This window comes from Leptolyngbya sp. FACHB-36, assembly GCF_014695955.1.
In the GTDB taxonomy this organism is placed as follows: Bacteria; Cyanobacteriota; Cyanobacteriia; order Leptolyngbyales; family Leptolyngbyaceae; genus FACHB-36.
Map to the genome: position 1 here is coordinate 1 of NZ_JACJPG010000165.1, position 5,226 is coordinate 5,226.

The 5,226-nt window shown below is 51.2% G+C and carries 6 protein-coding genes, 1 tRNA gene and 1 pseudogene; 6 read left to right on the plus strand and 2 right to left on the minus strand.

Translation table 11 applies throughout. The features are described from left to right. Positions 1-862 (plus strand): annotated as a pseudogene (locus H6F43_RS02495) (hypothetical protein); the annotation flags it as partial. On the opposite strand, the gene H6F43_RS02500 reads toward H6F43_RS02495, so the two are convergent. Then, positions 863-1,939 (minus strand): RuBisCO accumulation factor 1, encoded by a 1,077-nt coding sequence (locus H6F43_RS02500; RefSeq protein WP_190340428.1) that lies wholly within the window; start codon positions 1,937-1,939, stop codon positions 863-865. It abuts the pseudogene before it with no gap. 152 nt (positions 1,940-2,091) lie between these two features. On the opposite strand from H6F43_RS02500, the gene H6F43_RS02505 reads away from it, so the two are divergent. From H6F43_RS02505 to H6F43_RS21815, 3 genes are all read left to right on the plus strand, one after another. Continuing rightward, a tRNA-Ala gene (locus H6F43_RS02505) sits at positions 2,092-2,164 on the plus strand. 292 nt (positions 2,165-2,456) lie between these two features. Further along, the gene (locus H6F43_RS21810; RefSeq protein WP_199290116.1) at positions 2,457-2,819 is read left to right on the plus strand and encodes a hypothetical protein; all 363 of its coding nucleotides are present in this window, start codon (positions 2,457-2,459) and stop codon (positions 2,817-2,819) included. Positions 2,820-2,922: 103 nt separating this feature from the next. Then, positions 2,923-3,252 carry a transposase gene (locus tag H6F43_RS21815; protein WP_199290117.1) on the plus strand — a complete coding sequence of 110 codons (330 nt, stop codon included), beginning with the start codon at positions 2,923-2,925 and terminating at the stop codon, positions 3,250-3,252. A gap of 152 nt (positions 3,253-3,404) precedes the next feature. Here the strand turns inward: H6F43_RS21815 and H6F43_RS02515 are convergent, their stop codons facing one another. Then, positions 3,405-3,761, minus strand: a complete 357-nt coding sequence (locus H6F43_RS02515; protein ID WP_190340429.1) for a ribbon-helix-helix protein, CopG family — start codon at positions 3,759-3,761, stop codon at positions 3,405-3,407. A gap of 311 nt (positions 3,762-4,072) precedes the next feature. Between H6F43_RS02515 and H6F43_RS02520 the strand changes: the two genes are divergently transcribed. Further along, positions 4,073-4,315 (plus strand): hypothetical protein, encoded by a 243-nt coding sequence (locus tag H6F43_RS02520; protein WP_199290118.1) that lies wholly within the window; start codon positions 4,073-4,075, stop codon positions 4,313-4,315. 101 nt (positions 4,316-4,416) lie between these two features. Further along, complete coding sequence (locus H6F43_RS02525; protein WP_190340431.1) at positions 4,417-5,073, plus strand: hypothetical protein; 657 nt, start codon at positions 4,417-4,419, stop codon at positions 5,071-5,073. Positions 5,074-5,226: the final 153 nt, after the last annotated feature.

Genomic DNA, 5,226 nt, shown 5'->3' on the forward strand with positions numbered 1-5,226 from the left:
GCCGCTGGGGTGGGTGCTGATGGTGATTGCGCTGCCCGTTGAGAATCAGCCAGCGTGGGTCGCGGTGCCCGCAGGTGGGCTGATGCTGCTGTTTGCAGGGTGGCTAGGGTGGCGCATCGTTGCCAAACTTTGGCAGTGTTGGCAAGCGCCAAAGACGCGATCGGCAACTCGATTGCTAGTGCTGTATGTGGGCGTTGTGGTGCTGGAGTTTCTGGCGATCGCTTACTTGCTTGACAAAGACCTGACGCAGGTTCCTCGCTACAACTTCATCTATTTCCCAGCGGTCTGCGCGCTACTAGGAGTGGCACTGAATGAAGCAGGCAATGAGTCAGACAGAGAGCCAGTGAGATCGGGCGATCGCTGGCGGCACATTGCACGTCGATCGTCCTCTATCGCCGGAATGACCCTGCTGGTCGGCGTTCTTAGCAGTGTCTTCGTTGTGCACAACGTCACCTTTCAGAAACCTTACTACCCCACCGAGGTTGCTCACAACTTGCAGGTAGAGCCCCAGCTACCGCTGCTGGTCGGGATGTCATACGAGGATTTGCAGGATGTAGCGCTGGGGCTGAGCTTTGCACTGGCGCTGCGGAATGATGAATTGTCCACATCTAGTCGCCAGTTTGCGTTTCTGTCGCGAGCGCATGACTACACGCATATCTGGCAGACGCTTCCATCGCTGCAACTCCCGTTCACGGCTCCCTTAAGCCTCTGGATCATCGGTCCCGGTCTACGTCGAGTTGACTTCCCGGCGCAGCTAATGCTGAGGGATCAATCGCGCGATCGCGTTCGCTGCTTGCGGGATTCGGCACACTATCACCGCATTGGCATTCCTTACCAGCGCTATCAATGCGACGCGAAATAGCTACTCGTCGATCTGCCAAAGCTCCATGGTGTAGTTCTCGTCTAACACCTTCTTTGGACGCATAATCAAAACAACTTGCCCCAGCAGCGGCACATCTGGCGCTTGAGCAAACCACTGAATTTGTAGCTGGTCTGCCTGCTCGGCGAGAAAAAAGCGATCGTCCGTCCAGTTGCGCATGGCACGGTCCACGACCACCAGTACGTCTTCTACCTTACCTGGCAGCGCGGTTGGTAGTTTATCGCTCTCAGTCAAAATTACGACTGGATCTTCTGCGGTCAGAATCACTTGCCATCCCGGTACAGGTACCCATGCCCCTGCACCAGAAAATTGCACGATGCCGAAGGGCGGGGCTTCTTCGACGATCGGCACTGCCTGCAAATCGGCTTTCGTCAGCGGCAGTTTACCAACTACGGGTAAGACTCTTGGAAGCTCCTCTTCCGAATCCAGGCGGTACACGGGCAGGCGAGGCGCGGGCGTCGTTGGTGCGACACTAAAATCGGTTAACAGTTGCTCCATTTGCTTGCGGGCGGTATCGCTGTGAGCAAAGCGCAAGCCTCTGGCAATAAGCCGCGATCGCTCCTGTAAATCGGATTTTTGCTTTGTCAACTTCCAGGCTTGATAGGCGATCGCGTCGCCCGGATGCTCGGTAAATCCTTCCGGTGCCCGACTCAGCCGCGAAAAGTCCTTGACCGACTTCACCGCTTCTCGCGCTTCGTCTAAGTCCAACCCTTTCTCTACCACAAGTTCTGCGACGGCGGCTCGTTCCGTCTCGGTGAGTATGCGCAGTTCGTACAGCACATCGCTGCCCTTGTGGCCAAAATGAGCTTTTACGGCTTCAGATGCGCCCCCGCTCATAATGCTGGCGTAAACTTGCGCTGCCACGATAATTTGATTCTGCTGAATCGGCTCAAAGCCCGTTTCCTCAAAGATGGCTTGGGGACTGTACCCCGCTTTTTGCAGTGTCTGGCACGCTTGCCCCCACTCTACCCAGCTACCTTCTTTGCGACGCAGTGATCGCAACAGCGCTTCGGCATCTGAGTTGCCAGATTGGGAAGAGTCGTGAGGAGTTTCAGTCATAGCGATCGATCCTAAAGTGCAGTTGTGGCGGTGCACGCACCACATTCTCTACCCTACACGGTTTATCGATCGTCCAGTCGCCTGATGATTGAAAAAGAGGGCGGGGCTGCTTGACGAATTACCCGCTGCACGGCATCATGGAAAACACGCTAGGGGCTATAGCACAGTTGGTAGCGCGTCTCAATGGCATTGAGAAGGTCAGCGGTTCGAATCCGCTTAGCTCCATCCTCTGAATAAAAGATTGTGGAACATGTTCTTGTGACTGGAAGCATAAGTTTGCCGTTTCGGCAAACTTATGCTTCCGATTCAGTTCGGCAAAGTTATGCTTCCAGGTTATGGATAGGCTAAAGCCAATCGCTGGGCATGGGATTGCTAAACTCCCTTCTGAGTAAGAAACGGAGACTAAAAATTAACTCAGCATTATTATTGCCTGTTCATCAGGAACACCTAATGTGAATTAGACAAAGAGGAGGGAGAGATTGAGAATCGAAGTACCAACTTAATTCTTATCTCTCCCATGACTAGCATAGACTTTGCCAGTTTAATGACGACGGTGTTCATTTTGGTAGACGACTGGTACCAACAGCAGCAAGCGACCCTGCCAGCAAAGCGTCGAGGGGCGCGGGTCCAGTTCAGTGACAGCGAAGTGCTGACGTTAGCCCTGCTGATGGACTATGTCCCATTTCCCGGTAAACCTCAGTTTTTGGGTTTCATCCGTGCCAGCTATCACAGTTGGGTTTCTCAGTTGTTGGATCAGAGCCAGTTCAATCGCCGTTCACCACAGTTAGACGGCGTGCTGGAGTCACTGCGGCGCAGTTGGGTCGAAGCATTAGGAGGGACTCAGCACATGTATTTGCTCGTGAACACCAAGCCATTCTAATCCTTGGACTCAAGCGAGACAAAAGGCGCAGTGACTTTTCGGGCAACGCCGCTCCTGGCTATTGTGCTGCCCGTCTGATTACTACTTTGGCTACAAACTGACCTTGTTGAGCACTTGGAACGGGATTCCGATTGCCTATGATTTAGCGCCTGCTAACACCGATGAGCGAGTGGCAATTGAGTCGCTTTTAGAGATGGCTCAAGGTTGTACCATCTATGGCGACAAGGGCTTCATTGACTGCGACTGGCAAATTCAGGTGCAGCAACGCATGGGCAATCAGATCTGGACGGTCTTGCGCAAAAATCAGCAATATCAGCATTCCCCCTCGCTCAATCGCTTCATCTCTAGGATGCGTCAACGCATTGAAGGGGTGTTTCATGAAATTCAGAACACCGGACGCAATCCGGAGTCGACTGCTCAACAAAACCATTAAGGGTCTGTGTGTCCATATTGCCGCTAAACTGGCTAGTCACACCCTGTGCTTATTGCTCAGAAGGCGTTTCGGCATTGACGTGCTAACCTTCGGTCAGGCGTAATCTTGCTATTCTTACTTCACATTAGGCGTTCAGGAATGATTTTTAATCTCTACTCCAACTTCTTCAGCAATTTTTCCCACTGCTTAACTTGTTGCTGAAGCATGATAGCGCGATTGCCCTCTGCTTTTCGCCCATCAAACAAATTTTGCCCTGCAAGTTCATCCAGCGAGGTCGCAATCAGTTGTTGTAAGGCTTGTTTGACGGATTCCCTATCCTCTAAGGATAAGACTGCAATTAAACGCCGTCCAACCTGCTCAACGAACTCTGACCTTGACAAACCCATTGTGGCAGCCAGTTCATCGAGTCCTCGAACTCCAGTTTGGGTCATTGACAAGCTCACTTGCCCTTTCACCTCGTTGTAGATTTCGGGTTGTCCCCTAAGTTTTTTTTGCCCTTTTTTAGGCATCAGCCTCTTCCTACAATCATATAGCAGGATTAGAGGCTACATAGCCTTTAATTCGATTAGAATTAGTAAATTAGAGGCTAAGTAGTCTCTAAAACTAGTTAAGCCAGACTTGGATTGGAAGCCCTACTCTGGCTTAACTCCCTTGTTCAGTAAGCCATCAAGTTGTCAGAGTATAGCAAAAGGGCTGTCTGCTGAAGGCTAGCGGCAGGCAGTGTCGAGTGAGGCAACGTGCTTTTGGGGATACGATGTGCTCACCTTCTCACCCAAATCAGCGTCGGCTCCGTTACCTTCGCAAGCTCCCTCTGGAACCGATGGAGTACTGCCAACGCTGGGTGAAGGCTGACCCTGCTAGGGGGTATCGGAAGGTTTGCATTAATGCGCTGGCAGAAGCAACAGGACTCAGTAGCAGGACGATCGGTAACTGGGGAGCTAATTTTGAGCGGCGACCTCGCTATGTCTTACATATTCTCCGGCAAGCAGATTTACTCAACCAGATTGAAGAACTAGAGCAACGTGATCAGGTTAATCTTTCGCTTGATTTGCTCTGTGAGTAAGTTGGTCACGATTCGTGAGTAAGTTGGCGTCTAAAGGCTTGTAAGGGATATAAGCCTTCACTATTCTGCATGTCATAGGACAATCAATCGCACACGCAATCATGCCCATTTATCTCACCCTTGAGCATCGACAGTTAAACCTGTCCCCCATGCAGCAGTCCTTGGCGAAAGCAGCAGCTAGCAGGCAAGCGATGCGCCTTCAATTTCAATCCCAACTAGCAAATATTCCTTCTACCTACACATCACTATGCCCCTTGCAGGTGGATGAACGGGTGCTGGGAAAGATGATCCGAAAGTATTCAGAGCAGTTGGTCTATCGTCCGCTGGAGGAGATCCAGCATTACTTTACTTACACCAGTGGAGCCTTCCTAGAACCTGGATATGCTCCTCTTTTCTATAGCCGTACCGAAAATCGCCTGATTACTCCCAGCAAAAGTGCGATCGCAGGGATCGGTGAGGGACTCGCAGGGTTGGTTGCTCAGCAATTATTCCGATGTCGCAAGTTAGCACGTCCAAATCACGACTACCCGGATATTGTCATGATGGGGAACGGTAAAACCTACTTGATCGAAGCGAAGGCAACAACAGGCTCCGCTAGCCAAATTCAACAAGTAATCGAAGACGAACTGGTTCGCTTGGCTGCTTACACCTCTGCTTGCTTTGAACTAGATTCCAGACCTGTCATTGGGATACTTGTAGGAACTGCGCTGCTCAGTGAAACGCAGTATCACTGTTTCATTACGGAGTTAAGCGTATGAGTACCGAGGTATTGTCCCAAGAGCGGTTTATCCTGAGTTGTGATACTGCTGGCGAAACATTGCTTAACCTGAAGACTGAGTCATGAGCTTTGCATATCGGGAAGTCCGGGTTGTTGCTTGTGGAATTTCCAATAACCAGTTGAAAATCCGCTT

Bases quoted from the DNA above. Each gene is read 5' to 3' on its own strand.
- H6F43_RS02500 (WP_190340428.1), bottom strand. From the start codon at position 1,939: ATGACTGAAACTCCTCACGACTCTTCCCAATCTGGCAACTCAGATGCC.
- H6F43_RS21810 (WP_199290116.1), top strand. From the start codon at position 2,457: ATGACTAGCATAGACTTTGCCAGTTTAATGACGACGGTGTTCATTTTG.
- H6F43_RS02515 (WP_190340429.1), bottom strand. From the start codon at position 3,761: ATGCCTAAAAAAGGGCAAAAAAAACTTAGGGGACAACCCGAAATCTAC.
- H6F43_RS02520 (WP_199290118.1), top strand. From the start codon at position 4,073: ATGGAGTACTGCCAACGCTGGGTGAAGGCTGACCCTGCTAGGGGGTAT.
- H6F43_RS02525 (WP_190340431.1), top strand. From the start codon at position 4,417: ATGCCCATTTATCTCACCCTTGAGCATCGACAGTTAAACCTGTCCCCC.